This is a genomic window from Rhodanobacter sp. GW835-FHT13D09 (assembly GCF_058793995.1).
This window is the reverse complement of sequence record NZ_JBXAGL010000007.1, coordinates 151,711-168,863: the sequence shown is the minus strand read 5'-3', so window position 1 is coordinate 168,863 and position 17,153 is coordinate 151,711. Positions and strand designations below refer to the sequence as shown.

The 17,153-nt window shown below is 69.7% G+C and carries 11 protein-coding genes; 7 read left to right on the top strand and 4 right to left on the bottom strand.

What is annotated here, in order from left to right:
- Nucleotides 1-82 precede the first annotated feature (82 nt).
- Nucleotides 83-1,915, top strand: coding sequence for a monovalent cation:proton antiporter-2 (CPA2) family protein (locus tag AC1Q5A_RS11435; RefSeq protein ID WP_492700839.1), 1,833 nt, complete (start codon nt 83-85; stop codon nt 1,913-1,915).
- Nucleotides 1,916-2,025: 110 nt separating this feature from the next.
- The gene (locus tag AC1Q5A_RS11430; protein WP_492700838.1) at nt 2,026-3,126 is read left to right on the top strand and encodes a glycosyltransferase family 9 protein; all 1,101 of its coding nucleotides are present in this window, start codon (nt 2,026-2,028) and stop codon (nt 3,124-3,126) included.
- Here AC1Q5A_RS11430 and AC1Q5A_RS11425 read toward each other — a convergent pair.
- Nucleotides 3,102-6,542 carry an ankyrin repeat domain-containing protein gene (locus AC1Q5A_RS11425; protein WP_492700837.1) on the bottom strand — a complete coding sequence of 1,147 codons (3,441 nt, stop codon included), beginning with the start codon at nt 6,540-6,542 and terminating at the stop codon, nt 3,102-3,104. The genes AC1Q5A_RS11430 and AC1Q5A_RS11425 overlap by 25 nt on opposite strands.
- Nucleotides 6,543-6,640: 98 nt before the next feature.
- Nucleotides 6,641-6,934, bottom strand: coding sequence for a YcgL domain-containing protein (locus tag AC1Q5A_RS11420; protein ID WP_492700836.1), 294 nt, complete (start codon nt 6,932-6,934; stop codon nt 6,641-6,643).
- Nucleotides 6,935-7,193: 259 nt separating this feature from the next.
- Here AC1Q5A_RS11420 and AC1Q5A_RS11415 point away from each other — a divergent pair, with 259 nt between their 5' ends.
- On the top strand, nt 7,194-8,693 hold the full coding sequence (locus tag AC1Q5A_RS11415; RefSeq protein WP_492700835.1) for an OmpP1/FadL family transporter: 1,500 nt from the start codon (nt 7,194-7,196) through the stop codon (nt 8,691-8,693).
- Nucleotides 8,694-8,767: 74 nt separating this feature from the next.
- Here the strand turns inward: AC1Q5A_RS11415 and AC1Q5A_RS11410 are convergent, their stop codons facing one another.
- Both AC1Q5A_RS11410 and putA read right to left on the bottom strand, forming a co-directional pair.
- Complete coding sequence (locus tag AC1Q5A_RS11410) at nt 8,768-10,177, bottom strand: coniferyl aldehyde dehydrogenase (RefSeq protein ID WP_492700834.1); 1,410 nt, start codon at nt 10,175-10,177, stop codon at nt 8,768-8,770.
- A 190-nt stretch (nt 10,178-10,367) separates the two neighbouring features.
- Nucleotides 10,368-13,556 (bottom strand): bifunctional proline dehydrogenase/L-glutamate gamma-semialdehyde dehydrogenase PutA, encoded by a 3,189-nt coding sequence (gene putA, locus AC1Q5A_RS11405; RefSeq protein WP_492700833.1) that lies wholly within the window; start codon nt 13,554-13,556, stop codon nt 10,368-10,370.
- 258 nt (nt 13,557-13,814) lie between these two features.
- On the opposite strand from putA, the gene AC1Q5A_RS11400 reads away from it, so the two are divergent.
- From AC1Q5A_RS11400 to AC1Q5A_RS11385, 4 genes are all read left to right on the top strand, one after another.
- On the top strand, nt 13,815-14,252 hold the full coding sequence (locus AC1Q5A_RS11400; RefSeq protein ID WP_492700862.1) for a DUF2244 domain-containing protein: 438 nt from the start codon (nt 13,815-13,817) through the stop codon (nt 14,250-14,252).
- Nucleotides 14,253-14,272: 20 nt separating this feature from the next.
- Nucleotides 14,273-15,184, top strand: coding sequence for a cytochrome c oxidase subunit II (gene coxB, locus AC1Q5A_RS11395; RefSeq protein ID WP_492700832.1), 912 nt, complete (start codon nt 14,273-14,275; stop codon nt 15,182-15,184).
- 64 nt (nt 15,185-15,248) lie between these two features.
- The gene (ctaD, locus tag AC1Q5A_RS11390; RefSeq protein ID WP_492700831.1) at nt 15,249-16,865 is read left to right on the top strand and encodes a cytochrome c oxidase subunit I; all 1,617 of its coding nucleotides are present in this window, start codon (nt 15,249-15,251) and stop codon (nt 16,863-16,865) included.
- A 56-nt stretch (nt 16,866-16,921) separates the two neighbouring features.
- On the top strand, nt 16,922-17,065 hold the full coding sequence (locus AC1Q5A_RS11385; protein WP_492700830.1) for a hypothetical protein: 144 nt from the start codon (nt 16,922-16,924) through the stop codon (nt 17,063-17,065).
- Nucleotides 17,066-17,153 lie beyond the last annotated feature (88 nt).

Genomic DNA, 17,153 nt, shown 5'->3' with positions numbered 1-17,153 from the left:
GCCTGCCGAGTGAGAGACGCAGTCCGCACGGCCGTCGGCAGCGTGGAATAATCGCGACATCCCGGACCGGAGCCGCCTGCGCGTGGACAGCCATCATTTCCTGCAGACCGCGGTGGTGTTCCTGCTCGCCACGGTGATCGCGGTGCCGCTGACCAAGCGTTTCCGGCTCGGCGCGGTGCTCGGCTACCTGATCGCCGGCGTGGCGATCGGCCCGCAGCTGTTGGGCCTGGTCAGCGATACCGAGGGCGTCGCCGCGATCTCCGAGTTCGGCGTGGTGCTGATGCTGTTCGTGATCGGCCTGGAGTTGTCGCCGCAGCGCCTGTGGGTGATGCGCCGCGCGGTGTTCGGCATGGGCCTGCTGCAGGTGCTGAGCTGCAGCGTGGCGATCGGCGCGGCGGCGTATTTCCTGTTCGGCCTGTCCGGCAAGGGTGCGGCGGTCGTCGGCGGCAGCCTGGCGCTGTCGTCCACCGCGTTCGGCCTGCAGATCCTGGCCGAGCGCAAGGAGGCCGGTTCGGCCTACGGTCGCCAGGTGTTCGCGATCCTGCTGTTCCAGGACCTGGCGGCGATCCCGCTGATCGCCGCGGTGCCGCTGCTGGCGTCGGCGGCGGGGGCGCAGAGTTTCGACCTGCTCGCGCTGCTGCGCACGGTCGGCGTGATCGTGGCGGTGGTGGTCGGCGGCCGCTACCTGTTGCGGCCGGTGTTCCGTTTCGTGGCGCGCGCGGACTCGGTGGAGGTGTTCACCGCCACCGCGCTGCTGGTGGTGATGGGCGTGGCCCTGCTGATGGAGATGGCCGGGGTTTCCGCCACGCTGGGCGCGTTCCTCGCCGGCGTGCTGCTGGCCGATTCGGAATACCGGCACGAGATCGAATCGAACATCGAGCCGTTCAAGGGCCTGCTGCTGGGGCTGTTCTTCATCAGCGTCGGCATGTCGATGGACATCTCGCTGCTGCTGCACCGGCCGGCCCTGCTGCTGGGGCTGGTGGCGGCGCTGCTGCTGCTGAAGAGCCTGCTGCTGTGGCCGCTGGGGCGGCTGCTGGGCGGACTCAACCGTTCGGACACGCTGCGCCTGGTGGTGCTGCTGGCGTGCGGCGGCGAGTTCGCCTTCGTTGTGCTCAAGCAGGCGGCCGACCAGCGCCTGGTCGGGACGGCGCAGCACGACGTGCTGGTGCTGGCGCTCACCCTCACCATGGCGCTGACCCCGCTGCTGGTGGTGCTGGCGGCGAAGGCGCTGAACGTGAAGCCGAAGAAGCCGGTGCGCGAGTTCGACACGATCGAGGCCGACACGCCGCGGGTGATCATCGCCGGCTTCGGCCGGGTCGGCCAGATCATCGCCCGCGTGCTGCGCGCGCAGAACATCCCGTTCGTGGCGCTGGAGCATTCGGCCGACCAGGTGGACCAGTCGCGCCGCTTCGGCAACGTCAACCTGTTCTTCGGCGACCCGGCGCGGCCGGAACTGCTGCGCGCGGCCCAGGCCGACAGGGCCGAGGTGTTCGTGCTGGCCACCGACGACCCGGAGGCGAACCTGCGCACCGCACGGCTGGTGCGGCGGCAGTACCCGCACCTGAAGATCATCGCCCGCGCCCGCAACCGTCAGCACGTGTTCCGGCTGATGGACATGGGCGTGGAGGAGCCGATCCGCGAGACGTTCCACTCCAGCCTCAAGATGACCCGCAAGACGCTGGAGGCGCTGGGCCTGCCGCACGAGCTGGCGGTCGACCGGGTCGAACGCTTCCGCCGCTACGACGAGGACCTGCTGAAGAAGCAGGCGCTGGTCTATGACGACGAGACCAAGCTGATCCAGAGCACCCGCGAGGCGATGATCGACCTGCAGCGGCTGTTCGAGGCGGATGCCGAGCGCAGCGCGGAACGCGAGCGCCAGCGCGACGCCGGGGTGCCGCTGGCCGACGGCGACTGAGCGGGATCGTCCGCGCCGCCGGGCAAAGGCAGCGGACGCGTGTCAACCGGCCGCCGGCTCCGGCGTTGCCCGGCAACATGCCTCCCGATAACCGACCTGCAACCGGCCCCGTGGTGATCCGCTTCGGCCGGCTCGGCGACACCGTCCTGCTGCAGCCGTTGCTGCACAAGCTGCACCTGCGCTACGGCCAGCCCTGCCGGTTGCTGGCGCTGGGCGACTGGCCGCCGGCGCTGTACTCGGCGGCGCCGGAGGTGGCCGGGTGCATTCCCCTGGATTCGCAGTACGGGCCGTTGTGGCTGCGCCCGCGGCGCTGGCGTGCCGCGCTGGCTTTGCGGCGCCTGCGCGGGGCGCCGCTGTACATCAGCGAGCCGCTGGAACGCACGCGGACCAAGGTGCGCCCGATGCTGGCGCTGGCCGGGGTGAGCGCCGAGCACTGCACCTTCATCGAGGACATGCCATCGATCGCGGACGAGCACTGGGTGGACATGCTGCTGCGCTTCGGCGACACCACGCCGCCGGCATTCCGCGCCAGCTGTGTGCCGCTGGCGACGCCGGTGCCGGCCGCGCCGCGGCTGCGGGCCAGCGCGGCCGAGCGCGCCGATGGCGAGGCCTGGCTGCGCGCGCGCGGCTTCGCCGGTCGCCCGCTGGTGCTGCTGCAGCCGGCCAACAAGCGCACCATGCGCTGGAACGGGGTGCGTGCCGCCGGGGATGACGACAAGTCGTGGCCGGCGCAGTGCTGGGCGGCCTTGGCGCATGCCATCAGCCGCCAGCTGCCGCACGCGCAGGTGCTGTTTTGCGGCTCGCCGGCTGAGAGCGGCTACCTCGATGCGCTGATCTCGGCCGTGGGCCGGGAACGGCCCCGGATCGCCGCCGCCGCCTTGCCGCTCGGCCGCCTGAAGGCCCTGCTCGACACGGCGCACAGCATGGTCTCGGTGGATACCGGGCCGGGGCACCTGGCCGCGGCCATGGGCTGCCCGCTGGTGGTGCTGATGGGCTCCCGCTCGCCGCGGTTGTGGACCCCGCGCAGCGGCGCGGGCAGCGACGTGACGGTGCTGGGCGGCCTGCCGGCGGTGCGGCGCGTGGACGAGATCGCCACCACGCAGGTGCTGGACGCCTGGCGCTCGCTGCGCTGGCGCCATGCCGCGGCAATGGCCGCCGCGGTGGAAGACGATGCCGGGGCGGAAGCCTATTCGGCTGGCTGCGCCGGCTGACGCAGGGTCTGCCGCACGCTGGGGATCGCAGTGTTGCGCGTGGCCAGCTCATGCGCGATGTCGACGTAGCCCAACTGCCGCGCCACCTCGGCGGCGGTGCGGCCGAACGCGTCCACCGCGGCGCGGTCGGCACCGCGCGACAGCAGCACGCGCGCCGGCGGCAGCAGCGCGTGCATCGCGCAGGCGTGCAGCGCGGTGACACCGCGCTGGTCGGCGTGGCCGACCTTGGCGCCGGCCTCCAGCAGCGGCGGTACCAGTGCGCCGATATGGGTGGCGTCGCAGGCGCTGCCGGGGCGCAGCTGCGCGCCCAGCAGTAGCAGCAGCGGAGTCTTGCCCTCGCTGTCGGCGTGGTTGATGTCCGCGCCGTGCTTGAGCAGGCTGTCGAACAGGCGGCGCGCGCGCAGGCTGTCGTTGTGCTCGAAGCCGAACTGCGCGGCGGCGTGCAGTGCGCTGCGGCCGGTGCCGTCGACCGCGTTGACGTCAGCGCCGGCGTCGAGCAGTTGTTCGGCGATTTCCGGGTAGCCCATCGCGGCGGCCACCATCAGTGCGGTGGCTTCGTTCGGCAGGCGCTGGTCGACGGCCACCTGGTGCTGCAGCAGCAGCGCCACCAGTGCTTCGCGCCGGGCGGCGACGGCGGCGGCCAGCGGCGTCACGCCACTGTGCGCGGCCAGCGAGGGGTCGGCGCCGGCGTCGAGCAGGCAGGCGGCGACCTCGCGGTGCCCGGCGCCGCACGCGCGCAGCAGGGCCGAGGCGCCTTGCTCGTCGCGGGTGTCCACGGCGAAGCCCAGCTCCAGCAGGCGCCGTACCGAAGCGGGCGCACCGACGGCGGCCGCGGCCGGCAGGTCGGTGGCGCGCAGCGGGCGGTGCGGCCGCGGCCAGTCGCGCCAGTCCAGCCAGCGTTCCACCGCCGGGTGCTCGAGCGCCAGTCCCAGCGGCGTCTCGCCGTTCGCGTCAGTTGTCTCGGGATTCGCACCGTGGGCGATCAGCGCGCGTACCAGCGGCAGCGCCTGCGCGCCATGTTCCAGCGCGGCGAACAGCGGCGTGCGGCCGTCGCGGTCGCGCGTGTTCGGGTCGCAGCCGCGCGCCAGCAAGGCTTGCAGCAATGCGGGTTGGGCGTGGGCCGCGGCGAGCTGCAGCGGGGTGCGCCCGCGCGGGTCCGGGCCGAACGGATCGGCGCCGCGCTCAAGCAGTTGCAGCGGCAGGGCGGCGCCCTGCGCCGCACTGCCCAGTTGCGCCAGCGCCCGCGCCAGCAGGCCGGCGCCGGCCGGGCTGGCGCCGGCCTGCAACAGATCCTCCAGTGCCTCGGTCGCATCCGGCAATGCCGGCAGCAGGGCGTCGAACAGGCGCTGGCCCGGCGGCGGCGGCACCGGTGCGTCGGCGGTGTCGGCGTCGTCGGTGCGCGGCGCCTCCAGCCGTGCCTCGGCGTCGAGGCCGTGGTCGAGCAGCCAGCGGCGGGCGGCGGCCGAGCCGGGCGCGGCCAGCTCCAGGTACAGTTGCGCCAGTTGCTGCTGTGGCCATTCGCGCACGCGTTCGGCGAAGCCCGAGACGATCGCCCAATGGCCGAAGCGCAGCGCATCGAGCAGGTGGGCTGGCGTGTCGCTGCCTTCGGCCAGCACGTCCTGGCTGAGGCTGGCCGGCAGCGGCGTGTCGGGATCGAGCATGGCGACCAGGTCCCAGCGACCCGCGGCGGCGGCGTGGTCGAGCGCGCTGCGGCCGTCGCCGCCGGCGGCCCTGGGGTCGGCACCCAGCGCGCGCAGCGCGCGCACCGTCTCGACGTGGGCGTGCGGGGACTGGCAGGCCAGGGTCAGCGCGTCGCGGCCATGGCTGTCGCGTGCGCTGGCGTCGGCCTTCGCCTCGGCCAGCAACTGCACGATGCCGCCCGCGCCGGCGCGCGCGGCTTCCATCAGCGCGGTGCCGCCGTGGCGGTCGGCCAGGTTGACGTCGGCGCCGGCGGCGCGCAGCGCGCGGGCGATCTGCTCATGGCCCTCGGCGGCGGCGGCGAGCAGCGCGCTGCGCTTGCGTGCATCCACCGCGTTGACCGCGGCGCGCTGCTTGAGCAGCAGCCTGACTCCTTCGGCGTCGTCGTCGGCGATGCCGGCGGCGGCTACCAGCGCCGGCTCGCCGCCGGCCGGCGCCGGCTTGGCGCCACGCTCGAGCAGGAACTTCACCAGCGGCCAGTTGGCGGCGCGGCAGGCGGTAGCCAGCGGGCTGACGCCGGCCTTGTTCAGTGCATCGATCGGCGCGGCCGCGTCCAGCAGCATCGCCGCCACGCCGGCATCGGCGCTGAGCACGGCGCCGTGCAGCGGGGTGTTGCCCTCGGCGTCGGTGACCAGCGGGCTGGCGCCGTTGGCGAGCAGGGTCAGCACCGCTTCGGCGCGGCCGTGCCAGCTGTCGCGGGTGGCGGCCAGCAACGGGGTGAGGCCGCCGCTGGCCCGGTTCACGTCGGCGCCCCTGGCGATCAGTGCACGCAGCAGGCGGGTATCGGGCAACAGCGCGGCCAGCATCAGCGCCGGGCGCTGGTCGCGGTCGTCGGCGAGCGGCGCGGTATCGGGGTCGGCACCGGCCTCGATCAGCGCCAGCGCACGCTCGATGTCGCCCCCACGGATCGCGGCCAGCAACGCAGCGGCCTGCTCGGGCGTGCCGGCGGCGCGTTCCTGCTCGTTCAGCACCGGGCGCGGGGCGGGCGCGGCGCGACCGTCGAGATCGCCGCGCCGGCGTGGCTGGTGGCGCTCGCACAGCAGCGCGCGCAGCGTGCGGTTGGCGATCACCAGGCAGCCCAGCGGCAGCAGCACCACGCCGTAGATCGCCAGCGCGGCGATGCGCGGCTCCGGCGGCAGCACGCCGTACAGCCCGGTCAGCGCGATCGCGCCGAAGGCCAGCGCCAGCAGCGCGAACGCGGCCGGCAGGAAGTGGCTGAAGAAGCGCTCCTCGCGCGACAGGTGGCGACCGAACGCCATGCTGCGCAAGGTGGCGGTGAAGATCCATGAGCCGTCGCGCTGGCTGGGATAGGCGTCGTCCCAGACGAACACCAGCCCGAACGCCGGCCACAGCCGCCATAGCGCCAACAGCGCCAGCACCAGCGCTGCGGCCAGCGCCAGTGCTGCGCTGAGGCTGGCCCCATGGGTCAGCTGCAGCATCGGCCAGGCCACCAGCACGAACACCAGCACGGTGTAGCCGGTGAACATCACCAGGTGGGCGGCGCCCCGGCGCAGCACGGTGCGGCCGAAGCTGGGCTCGGGATCGAAGCCGATCGCATGGCAGATCGCGGCCATGGTCAGCGCATTGGCCAGCAGCAGCGGGATCAGGGTCAGCGGATGGCTGGCCAGCCCGGCGGCGGCGACCGCGATCAATCCCGGTATGAACCAGGCGAGGGCGTGCAGGAGGGGCGGGCGGCGGCGCGATTTGGGCTGGTTCATGGGGACAGTATAGAAATCGTTGGAGATGCAGGCGGTAACCAAGTGTTAACGCTCGACTTGGTTCCGCATGCACCGCATGCGGCGGCACGGCGCGCGATTCAATCGTCCCGATCGTCCCGCGGTGAATGGGTATACGCGGGGTGGTTGGCGCTGGCGAGGGTCTCCTGCGGCGGCAGCTGCAGGTGCCAGCCCTGCGCGTGCAGGTGCTCGAGCACCTGCACGGCATCCTCGACCGGCAATTTGCGCTGCTCGTCCAGCTGCACCTCCATCACGAAGCGCAATTCGCCCAGCAACAAGGCCAGCGGTTCGGGCAGCAGGTCGAACGCGTCGCGCTGCGCCAGCCACAGGTAGCTGTCGGCCTTGCGCACGCTGGCATAGACGAAGCATTGCATGGTGCGGCTCGCTGGGCAGAGGGGGTGATGCTGGCGTCGACCGCCGGCGCGGGAGGGTAGCAGCCCCCTCGCCGCCGATCCCAGTCTGCCCATCCAGATGCAATGGCCGCGTTAGTATTTTGTTGCGACCGCACTTGCAACGCCTTGTGCAAGAGGGCTAAGTTCCGCGCAGGTAGTTCAAACGCGCGTATGAATCAATACACCCTACCTGCAGCCTTCCGATAACCATAAGTCGCACCACAACACGCAGGAGCATGCGATGCACACGTCTTTCCGTTCTCTTTCGGGCGCAACCCGTCCATTGGCGCTCGCCGCGCTGAGCATCGCGATCATTGGTGCACTGGTCGCCCCTGCAAGCGCCGATGCCAGCGCGTTCCAGCTCAAGGAAAACAGCACCAAGAGCATGGGACGTGCCTACGCCGGCTCGGCGACCGCCGGCGGCGATGCCTCGGTGGTGGCGAACAATCCCGCGGCGATGACCGAGCTGGACGGCACCTACCTCCAGGCCGACGTTACCGCCATCAATTTCAGTGCCAGGTTCAACGGCAGCGCGCACGACGTGCTGGGCCGTCCGATCTCCGGTGGCAACGGCGGCGACGCGGGCACCACCCTGCCGGTGCCGGCGCTGTTTATTTCCAGCAAGGTCTCGGACAAGGTGCACCTGGGCCTTGGCTTCTCGGTCCCGTTCGGCTTCCAGACCGAGTACGACCGCAACTGGGTGGGCCGTTACAACGGCATCAAGTCCAAGTTCCAGTCGCTCGATGCCACCCTCTCGGCGTCGTACGACGTGACCGACACGTTTGCCCTGGGCGTGAGCGCGATCGCGCAGCGCACTTCGGCCGAGCTGACCAGCGCGATCAACTTCAACGCGGTGGGCCTGGGCATCCAGCAGGGCATCGGGGCGAAGACCGCGGCCGGCGTCGCGAAGATCCAGGCCGCTGCTGCCGCCGGCCAGATTCCGCCGGCCATGGCTGCCGCCATGATCCAGCAGGCCGTGCAGCAGGGCCAGGCCGCCGCGGCTGGCGTGGCGGCGGTGACGCCGCAGGGCGTGGACGGCTATGCCCGCGTCAAGGGTGACGACTGGGCCTACGGCTACCAGGTCGGCGCCTTCTGGAAGCTCACGCCGAACGACAAGCTGGCGCTGAACTACCGCTCCAAGATCAGCCATCGCCTCGAGGGCACCGGCAACTTCAACACCACGCCGGGCTACGACCTGCTGCTCGCCAATCCGGCGCTGGCCGGCTCGATTCCGTCGTTCTCCCACACCACCGGCAGCGCCAACTTCACCACACCGGCCGTGATCAGCGCGAGCTACTGGCATCAGGCGGAGAAGTTCGGCCTGGGCATCGACTTCGCCTACACCAAGTGGGACGTGTTCAAGGAACTGCGCGTCAAGTACGGCAATCCCGGGCAGCCCGACACCGCCGAGACGTTCAACTGGCGCAACACGGTCTACGCCTCGATCGGCGGTGACTACTACCTCAACGACAAGGTCACGCTGCGCGCGGGCATCGCGGTCGACACCACGCCGACCTACAACTCGGTGCGTGACGTGCGCGTGCCGGACTCCACCCGCAAGCTGGCGACGGTGGGCATCGGCTACAAGGCGAGCGACCGCTTCGAGATCAACGCCTCGTATGCGCACATCTTCGTGAACCAGGCGCACATCAACAGCACCAGCTCCACGGGCGACGCGGTCACCGGCAACTTCGACGACTACGGCAACCTGCTCGGCCTGTCGGCGACGTACAAGTTCTGACCCCCGGCATGCCGTGACCGCGCAAGCGAAACCTCCCCGCCCCGGCGGGGAGGTTTTTTTGTGCGAGGGATTTCTCAGCCGCGGCGCAGCAGCAGGGCGAGCAGGCGCCGGAAGCGCGCGCCGTAGGGCGGGTTGAACAGGCTGGCACCGTTCCAGCGCGCCTGGCGGAATACTGGCTTCAGGTGCGAGTAGGTGCGGAAGCCCGCCTCGCCGTGATACCCGCCCATGCCGGACGCGCCGACACCGCCGAATGGCAGATCATGCTGGGCGATGTGGTACAGCGTGTCGTTGAGGCTGACGCCGCCGGCATGGGTGCGCGCCAGCACCTGGTCGATGCGGGCCGGGTCGTTCTCGAACAGGTACAGCGCCAGCGGATGCGGGCGTGTGGCGACATGGGCGATGGCCTCGTCCAGCGAGTCGTACGGCAGCAGCGGCAGCAGCGGGCCGAAGATCTCCTCGCGCATCACCGCCATGCCGTCGTCGACGCCGGTCAGCAGTTGGGGCGGAAGCAGGCGGCGTGCCGGATCCTCCGCCGTTTCACCGAGCGCATGCACCTGCGCGCCCGCGGCCACCGCATCGTCGCGCAGGCCAGCCAGGCGCTGGTACTGGCGGTCGGAGGCGATGCTGGCGTACTGCGTGTTCGCGCCCAGGCGCGGATACATCCGCGCCATCGCCCGGCCCGCCAGCTCGACGAATTCCGCCACGCGCGCGCGCGGCAGCAGCACGTAGTCCGGCGCGATGCAGGTCTGTCCGGCGTTGACCAGCTTGCCGAACATGATGCGTTCCACCGCCTGCCCGAAGCGCGCACCGGGGCCGATGATCGCCGGCGACTTGCCGCCCAGCTCCAGCGTCACCGGGGTGAGGTTGGCCGCGGCCGCGCGCATCACGTGATGGCCCACCGCGGTGGAGCCGGTGAACAGCAGGTGGTCGAACGGCAGGGCGGAGAACGCCTGCGCCACTCCGGCGTCGCCGGTCACCACCAGCACTTCGCCAGAGGGGAAATACTTCGCCACCTGCTCGGCGAACAGCGCGGAGAAGCGCGGCGTGTATTCGCTCATCTTCAGCATCACGCGGTTGCCGGCGACCAGCGCGTCGACCAGCGGGCCGACTGCCAGATACAGCGGGTAGTTCCACGGCACGATGATGCCGACCACGCCGCGCGGCTGCGGCCGCAGCTCGGTGCGCGCAGGCAGGAACAGCAGGTCGGCGAGGCGCCGCCGCGGCTTCATCCAGCGTCGGCCGTGGCCGAGCGCATGGCGGACCGCCGACAGGCTGGGAAAGACCTCCAGCAGGTCGGTCTCCTCGACCGGACGCTGCCCGAAATCGGCGTCGATCGCCGCGGCGAACGCCGCCCGCTGTTCGAGCAGCATCGTCTCCAGGGCGCGCAGGCGTCGTGCGCGCAGCGGCCACGCAGGCAGCGGATCGCGCAGTTGCGCGTTGCGCATGTGCTGCAGGGTGACGGCGAGATCACTGGAGTCGGTCATGATCGTGCGCGCTCTGCGTTCGGGTACAAAACCGAGACTGGCGGAGCCGCGCATGGCATGCAAGGCATTGGGCACGGAACGTGGCCAGGCCGTGCGGCGGCGCCCGCTCCAACCCTGGCGAGGCCCCGCATGCCGAACCGGAACACCGTCGCCGCAGCGGCTCCATGGCACGAGCCGCCGCGGCGGGGGATCACTCGCCGATCGTCAGCAGCGAGGCATTGCCGCCGGCGGCGGTGGTGTTGATGGTGAGCGTGCGCTCGCCGGCGAAGCGCAGCAGGTAGTGCGGGCCGCCCGCCTTGGGGCCGGTGCCGGACAGGTTCTCGCCGCCGAACGGCTGCACGCCGACCACCGCGCCGATCTGGTTGCGGTTGACGTAGCAGTTGCCGACGCGGGCGTGGCTGCTGATGTAGTCGACGGTGTCGTTGATGCGGCTGTGCACGCCCAGCGTGAGGCCGTAGCCGGTGGCGTTGATCTGATCGACCACCTGGGCCAGCTCGCTGCCCTTCCAGCGGATGATGTGCAGCACCGGGCCGAACACCTCGCGGGTCAGCGTGGCCAGCGAACCGATCTCATAGGCGCGCGGGGCAAAGAAGGTACCGTGGCTGGTGGTCGCCGGGTCGAGCGCGACCTCGCCGATCTTCTTCGCCTCGGTGTCCATGCGTGCGGCGTGGTCGACCAGGATGCGCCTGGCGTCCTCGTCGATCACCGGGCCCACGTCGGTGGAGAGCTGGCCCGGGTCGCCCACCTTCAGCTCGCCCATCGCGCCGGCCAGCATCGCGGTGACCTTGTCGGCGATGTCCTCCTGCACGAACAGCACGCGCGCGGCCGAGCAGCGCTGGCCGGCGGACTGGAACGCGGAGGCGATCACGTCCTTGACGATCTGCTCGGGCAGGGCGGAGGAGTCGGCGATCATCGCGTTCTGGCCGCCGGTCTCGGCGATCAGCGCGGCGATCGGTGCGTTGCGCGCGGCCAGTGCACGGTTGATCGCCCAGGCGGTCTCGGTGGAGCCGGTGAAGGCGACGCCGGCCACGCGCGGGTCTTTCGTCAGCGCGGCGCCCACGGTGGCGCCATCGCCCGGCAGGTATTGCAGCACGTCGACCGGCACGCCGGCTTCGTGCAGCAGTTTCACCGCCGCATGGCCGATCAGCGAGGTCTGCTCGGCTGGCTTGGCGATCACGCTGTTGCCGGCGGCCAGCGCGGCACTGACCTGGCCCAGGAAGATCGCCAGCGGGAAGTTCCACGGGCTGATGCAGACGAACACGCCACGGCCGTTGAGGAACAGCTGGTTGCTCTCGCCGGTGGGGCCGGGCAACTGCTCGGGCTGGCCGAACAGGCGGCGCGCCATGGTGGCGTAGTAACGCAGGAAATCGGCCGCCTCGCGGATCTCGGCGATCGCGTCGGGCAGGCTCTTGCCAGCCTCGCGCACGCACAGCGCGATGAACTCGCCGCGGCGCGCTTCGAGCTGTTCGGCGGCGTGTTCGAGGATTGCGGCGCGGCTGGCCGCGGGCAGGCGATCCCAGCCGGGCTGGGCGGCGACCGCGTTGGCCAGCGCCTTGTCGACGCTGGCGCTGTCGGCGCTGACATAGCTGCCGACGGTCTGGCGGCGATCGGCGGGGTTGGTCACCTGCACGGTCGGGCCGCTGGCCGTCGCACCGGGCACCAGCGGGCCGGCGGTCCACGGGCCGGCATTTGCGTTGACCGCGTCGGCCATCGCTTTCAGTTCGTTGTCGTTGGAGAAATTGACGCCCATGGAATTCTTCCTGGATACAAAATTAGAATGCTGCGCCAGCGCAGCATTCTCGCCGTAGAGGTTCACCGGCAGCGGGATGCGCGGGTGCGGAATGGAGGCGAAGCGGCGCACCGTCTCGCACGGGTCGGCGACCAGCTCGCGCACCGGCAGCGTTTCGTCCACCACGCGGTTGACGAAGCTGGTGTTGGCGCCGTTCTCGAGCAGGCGGCGCACCAGGTACGGCAGCAGGTCCTCGTGCGTGCCGACCGGCGCATAGACCCGGCACGGCACGTTCAAGTTCTGCGGGCCGATCACCTCGGCGTACAGGTCGGTGCCCATGCCGTGCAGGCGCTGGAACTCGAACGGCCGGCCGTGCGCGAGGTGGTGCACGGCGGCGATGGTGTGCGCATTGTGGGTGGCGAACTGCGGGTAGATCAGCTCGCTGCCGGCATCGAACAGCTTGCGCGCGCAGGCGAGGTAGGACACGTCGGTGTTCGGCTTGCGCGTGTATACCGGATAGCCGGCCAGCCCCTGTTCCTGCGCGCGCTTGATCTCGGCATCCCAGTAGGCGCCCTTGACCAGCCGCGCGTACCAGCGGCGGCCCCTGCTGCGCGCGGTCTCGATCAGCCAGTCGATCACGAACGGGGTGCGCTTGGAGTACGCCTGCACCACGATGCCGAGGCCGTTCCAGCCCGCCAGCGAGGGGTGCGCGAAGACGTCGCCGATGATGTCCAGCGACAGTTCGAGGCGATCGGCCTCCTCGGCGTCGACCGACAGCGCGATGCCGTGCTTCATCGCCAGCTGCGACAGTTCCAGCAGCTTCTCGGTGAGCTGGCGCCGGGCCAGCTCGCGCTTGGCCACCTCGTAGCGCGGGTGCAGCGCGGACAGCTTCACCGAAATCGAGGGGGCGTCGGTGTGGTTGGCAAACGGGCCGCGCGCGCCGAGTGCAGCGATCGCGCGGCGGTAGTCTTCCTGGTAGCGCTCGGCGGTCTCGGCGGTGAGCGCGGACTCGCCCAGCATGTCGTAGGAGTAGCGGTAGACCGCGTATTCCTTCTTGGCGCAGCGGTCCAGCGCCTCGTCGATGGTCTGCCCCATCACGAACTGGTGGCCCATGATGCGCATCGCCTGGCGCACGGCGAGGCGGATCGCCGGCTCGCCGGCGCGGCCGGCCAGCCGCTTCAGCGCGCCGGTGAAGTCGTGGCGCGTCTCTTCGGCCAGGTTCACCAGGCGGCCTGTGAGCATCAGGCCCCAGGTCGAGGCGTTGACGAACAGCGACTCGCTCTGGCCCAGGTGCTTCTTCCAGTCGGCGTCGCCCAGCTTGTCGCGGATCAGCTTGTCGGCGGTGGCCTTGTCGGGGATGCGCAGCAGCGCCTCGGCCACGCACATCAGCAGCACGCCTTCCTCGGAGGACAGGTCGTACTGGCGCATGAAGGATTCGACCGCGCTCTGGTCCTTCGCGCGGGTGCGCACGCGGGCGACCAGGCCGGCGGCGACGTCGATCACCTGTTCGCGTTCGACGGGCGGCACAGTGGCCTGGGCGAGCAGGTCGTTGACGGCTTCGGTTTCGTCGCGCAGCCAGGCGGCAGTGATGCGCGCGCGTGCGGGGGTATTGTCGACGGGGAGTTCGGGGCTGAGGATGGGCTGGGTCACGGGCAGGTCGCGAGGATCCGCGGTGGCGGAGGGGAGGCGCGGATTGTACGCCGGGCCGTCGTCGAAGCGAGCGGATCGCGGTGCCGCACGAGCCCCGTCGGGCTGGCAGCCGAGGCGGCGCGCAGGCCTGATCCAGATCATCGGGGTGCGACATTCTTGCCCACCGCCTCGCCGCGGCCTATCATTCCGGTGTTCCAGGCACGCCGGGTCCCCATGATCGTGCTTCGACCAGCTACCGCCGGCTTGCCCTGCGTGACGATGTGGCTCAAGCCCAATCGCATGCTCAGCCGGCGCGGTCTGCGTCGCTTGATCGTGGTTCTGGTGGCGCTGGTTCTGGTAACGGCCGGCCTGGGTGCATGGCAGGGGAATGTGTTCGCTCCGCTGTTTGCCCTGGTCGAATCCGCCGCCGTGGCCGTCGCCTTGAGCGTGGCCTGGCGGGCTGGCGACCGCAGTGAGCGCATCACCCTCGACGCCGTGTCGCTGGAGGTGCAATCCCTGCCAAGCCGGCGCCGCATGCGCTTCCAGTCGTACTGGGTGCGCGTGCTGCTGGAGCCGGGCGACGGGCATCGGCGCCTGCTGTTGTCGTCGCACGGGCGCGAGCTGGAGATCGGCGCTTTCCTGGCGGATCAGGAACGCATCGAGCTGTCGAAGAAACTCATGGTGTTGCTGGCCGATTTCAACCAGCTGCGCAAGTAGGTTCAACAAAGGTGCAAGACATGACATCTGGCGGCATCAGGCGATCATTCACGGCAGCGGCGGCCCTCGCCCTTGCATCGTTCGGCAGCGTGGCCCTGGCCGACCCCGGTCCGTGGCAGCTGAACATGGCACGCGGCGCGAGTACCTGGTCGCAGGTGCCGTACCACCTCAACAACATTGCGCTCGGCGTGTGCACCGTGATCGGCGTGCTGGTGTTCGGCGCGATGTTCGTGGCGATGTTCCGCTTCCGCAAGTCGCGTGGCGCGGTCGCCGAGAAGTGGTCGCACAACACCACGGTGGAGGTGATCTGGACGACCATCCCGGTGCTGATCCTGATCACCCTGGCCTACCTGGCCACCGGCGGCCTCACCAGCTGGGCCGACACCACCGGCTCGCAGATGACCGTCAAGGTCACCGGCTACCAGTGGAAGTGGCGCTACGACTACGTCGACTACATGGGCAAGTCGATCGACAAGGTCGGCTTCATGTCCAAGCTCGACTCGCAGAGCGACCAGACCCGCCAGCTCGGTTCCGGCCTGGACCCGTTCGCGGTGAAGGTCGGCGACGAGAAGACCTACCTGCTGAATGTCGACAAGCCGCTGGTGGTGCCGGTCGATACCAAGATCCGCTTCGTGATCACCAGCGGCGACGTGATCCACTCCTGGTGGGTGCCGGCGGCCGGCTGGAAGCTCGACGCGATCCCCGGGATCATCAACGCGGCCTGGGCGAACTTCACCACGCCGGGCACCTACCGCGGCCAGTGCGCCGAGTTGTGCGGCCAGGACCACGGCTTCATGCCGATCGTGGTGGAGGTCAAGACCAAGACGGATTTCGCCAAGTGGCTGGCCGAGCAGGAGGCGCATTCCGCCGCGCCGGCTGCGGCGCCGCAAACCGCGCAGGTCGCCGCCCCCGCCGCGGCCAAGCAGGGCTGAGTCCCGCCCGGCACCCGTTTTTCCCGCAGTCGCATTCAATATTCCAGGTTAGAGGTGCAAGGCCATGTCCTACGCAGCCACCCATGATCAGCACGACGATCACCACGGCGCGCCGAAAAGTTTCTTCCAGCGCTGGTTCATGTCCACGAACCACAAGGACATCGGCACGCTGTACCTGATCTTCTCGCTGACGATGTTCTTCATCGGCGGCAGCTTTGCGATGTTGATCCGCGCCGAGTTGTTCAAGCCCGGCATGCAGCTGATGCAGCCGTACTTCTTCAACCAGCTGACCACCATGCATGCGCTGGTGATGATCTTCGGCGCGATCATGCCGGCCTTCGTCGGCCTCGGTAACTGGATGATCCCGCTGATGGTCGGCGCGCCGGACATGGCGCTGCCGCGCATGAACAACCTGTCGTTCTGGATCCTGCCGTTCGCCTTCCTGCTGATGCTGTCCACCTTGTTCCTGCCCGGCGGCGGCCCGGCCGGCGGCTGGACGATGTATCCGCCGCTATCGCTGCAGAGCGATTCGCTGGCCTATGTGGTATTCGCGATCCACCTGATGGGCATCAGCTCGATCATGGGCGCGATCAACATCATCGCCACCATCCTCAACATGCGTGCGCCCGGCATGGACCTCCTGAAGATGCCGGTGTTCGTGTGGAGCTGGCTGATCACCGCCTTCCTGCTGATCGCGGTGATGCCGGTGCTGGCCGGCGCGGTGACCATGCTGCTCACCGACAAGTACTTCGGTACCAACTTCTTCAACCCGGGCGGCGGCGGTGACCCGGTGCTGTATCAGCACATCTTCTGGTTCTTCGGCCATCCCGAGGTGTACATCATGATCCTGCCGGCGTTCGGGATCATCTCGGAGATCGTGCCGACCTTCGCGCGCAAGCCGATCTTCGGCTACAAGGCGATGGTGTTCGCGATCGCCTGCATCGCGTTCCTGTCGTTCATCGTGTGGGCGCACCACATGTTCGCGGTGGGCCTGCCGCTGGGCGCCGAGATCTTCTTCATGTACGCCACCATGCTGATCTCGGTGCCGACCGGCGTGAAGGTGTTCAACTGGGTTGCCACCATGTGGGGCGGCTCGATGACGTTCGAGACGCCGATGCTGTTCGCGCTCGCCTTCATCATCCTGTTCACCATCGGCGGCTTCTCCGGCCTGATGCTGGCGCTGGTGCCGGCCGACTTCCAGTACCACGACACCTACTTCGTGGTGGCGCACTTCCACTACGTGCTGGTGACCGGCGCGCTGTTCGCGATCATCGGCTCGGCGTACTACTGGATGCCGAAGTGGACCGGCCACATGTACAGCGAGTTCTGGGGCAAGGTGCACTTCTGGAACAGCGTGATCTGGGTCAACGTGCTGTTCTTCCCGCAGCACTTCCTGGGTCTGGCCGGCATGCCGCGCCGCATTCCCGACTACAACGTGGCGTTCGCCAACTTCAACATGATCAGCTCGATCGGTGGCTTCCTGTTCGGCGCCACCCAGCTGATCTTCGTCGGCGTGGTGATCCACTGCGTGTTCTTCTCGAAGAAGAAGGCCACCGACCGCGTGTGGGAAGGTGCCAAGGGCCTGGAGTGGACGGTGCCGTCGCCGGCGCCGCACCATACCTTCGAGGTGCCGCCGGTGATCAACGACGACGAGCTGGCGCACGGCCACGTGAACGACTGAACCTGACCGCGACGCCCGGGCCACACCGGCCGGGCGTCGCAACGGAACGAACCGGAATGACCCAGCACAGCGCGAACCATCCTGCCGCCACCGACGGCGAAGACCGCCGCAAGGGCGTGCGGCGCACCGTGACGGTGCTGGTGTCGATCGTGCTGACGTTCTTCCTGCTGTCGTTCCTGCAGATCATGCTGATGAAGTAAAGGTATCGCGGGCGCCACATGTTTTTCCGACCGGTCCGGCTCGACGACCGGCTTGCAGTTCCCCGGGCGGCACGACGGGGCAAAAGTC

Excerpts from the sequence above, each read along its gene's own strand:
- AC1Q5A_RS11425 (WP_492700837.1), bottom strand. The coding sequence starts at position 6,542 with ATGAACCAGCCCAAATCGCGCCGCCGCCCGCCCCTCCTGCACGCCCTC.
- AC1Q5A_RS11385 (WP_492700830.1), top strand. The coding sequence starts at position 16,922 with ATGACCCAGCACAGCGCGAACCATCCTGCCGCCACCGACGGCGAAGAC.
- AC1Q5A_RS11420 (WP_492700836.1), bottom strand. The coding sequence starts at position 6,934 with ATGCAATGCTTCGTCTATGCCAGCGTGCGCAAGGCCGACAGCTACCTG.
- AC1Q5A_RS11415 (WP_492700835.1), top strand. The coding sequence starts at position 7,194 with ATGCACACGTCTTTCCGTTCTCTTTCGGGCGCAACCCGTCCATTGGCG.
- AC1Q5A_RS11400 (WP_492700862.1), top strand. The coding sequence starts at position 13,815 with ATGTGGCTCAAGCCCAATCGCATGCTCAGCCGGCGCGGTCTGCGTCGC.
- AC1Q5A_RS11410 (WP_492700834.1), bottom strand. The coding sequence starts at position 10,177 with ATGACCGACTCCAGTGATCTCGCCGTCACCCTGCAGCACATGCGCAAC.
- ctaD (WP_492700831.1), top strand. The coding sequence starts at position 15,249 with ATGTCCTACGCAGCCACCCATGATCAGCACGACGATCACCACGGCGCG.
- coxB (WP_492700832.1), top strand. The coding sequence starts at position 14,273 with ATGACATCTGGCGGCATCAGGCGATCATTCACGGCAGCGGCGGCCCTC.